The 1,050-nt window shown below is 44.8% G+C and carries 1 pseudogene; it reads left to right on the plus strand.

What is annotated here, in order from left to right:
- Positions 1-65 precede the first annotated feature (65 nt).
- A pseudogene (locus JFC08_RS13600) lies at positions 66-1,050 on the plus strand (IS3 family transposase); the annotation flags it as partial.

Below are 1,050 nucleotides of genomic sequence, written 5' to 3' on the forward strand. Positions count from 1 at the left end.
TGAGCTATGCTGAAGAAACCGTAGAGGTAAACTTGGTAAACTAAGCGTATTAATCGGAGTTTATCATGACCAAGAAAGTAAGAACCTACAGTGACGAATTTAAAGCCGAGGCCGTCAAGAAGATATCAGACAATAATGGCAATATCTCAGCCACTGCAAAGCAGCTTGGCATTGCCATGCAAACGCTATCAAATTGGCATAACAAAGCCAATCAAGGCAAGCTTGTCGGCACAGAGCAATACGATCCTGATCTTATGAGTGCTCTTCAAGAAATAAAGCAGCTCAAGCGGCAGCTCAAAGTGGCTGAAGAGGAACGCGAAATACTAAAAAAGGCGACGGCGTACTTCGCGAGAAACAGTTAGTCAGGTACGCCTTTATCAAAGACAACCAGTTCCTCTTTCGCATCACCACTATGTGCCGTGTGTTAAGGGTTAAGCCATCAAGCTATTACGACTGGCTAAGTCGTGATCTCAGCGACCAACAGATACATCGCAACCAGTCTGAATTACTGGTTAAAGCGGCTCACAATGAAACGAAAGAACGTTATGGCGTAGATCGACTGCATGCTCATCTAAGCGAGCAAGGCCATAACATTAGCCTGTATATGGTAAGAAGCATCAAAGAGCAACACGGCATTAAATGTCGTCGTCATAAGCGCTTTAAAGTGACCACCGACTCTAATCACAACAAGCTTGTCTATCCAAACGTGCTGGATCAGCAGTTTGATGCCAGTTGCCCTAATGAGTCTTGGGTGAGCGATATTACTTATATCTGGACAAATGAGGGCTGGCTGTACTTAGCAGGAGTGAAAGATTTATATACCAAAGAGTTGGTCGGCTATGCGATCAACAAACGCATGACCGCAGATTTGGTCTGTCGCGCATTGAACATGGCCATCAGGAATAAACGTCCAAACAAAGGGCTAATCGTTCATTCAGACAGAGGCAGTCAGTATTGCAGTCACGCCTACCACAAGACCATTAAGCAGCATCAATTTACAGGCTCAATGAGCGCTAAAGGTAATTGCTTCGACAATGCTCCGATAGAAAG

This window comes from Psychrobacter cibarius, assembly GCF_016107535.1.
In the GTDB taxonomy this organism is placed as follows: Bacteria; Pseudomonadota; Gammaproteobacteria; order Pseudomonadales; family Moraxellaceae; genus Psychrobacter; species Psychrobacter cibarius.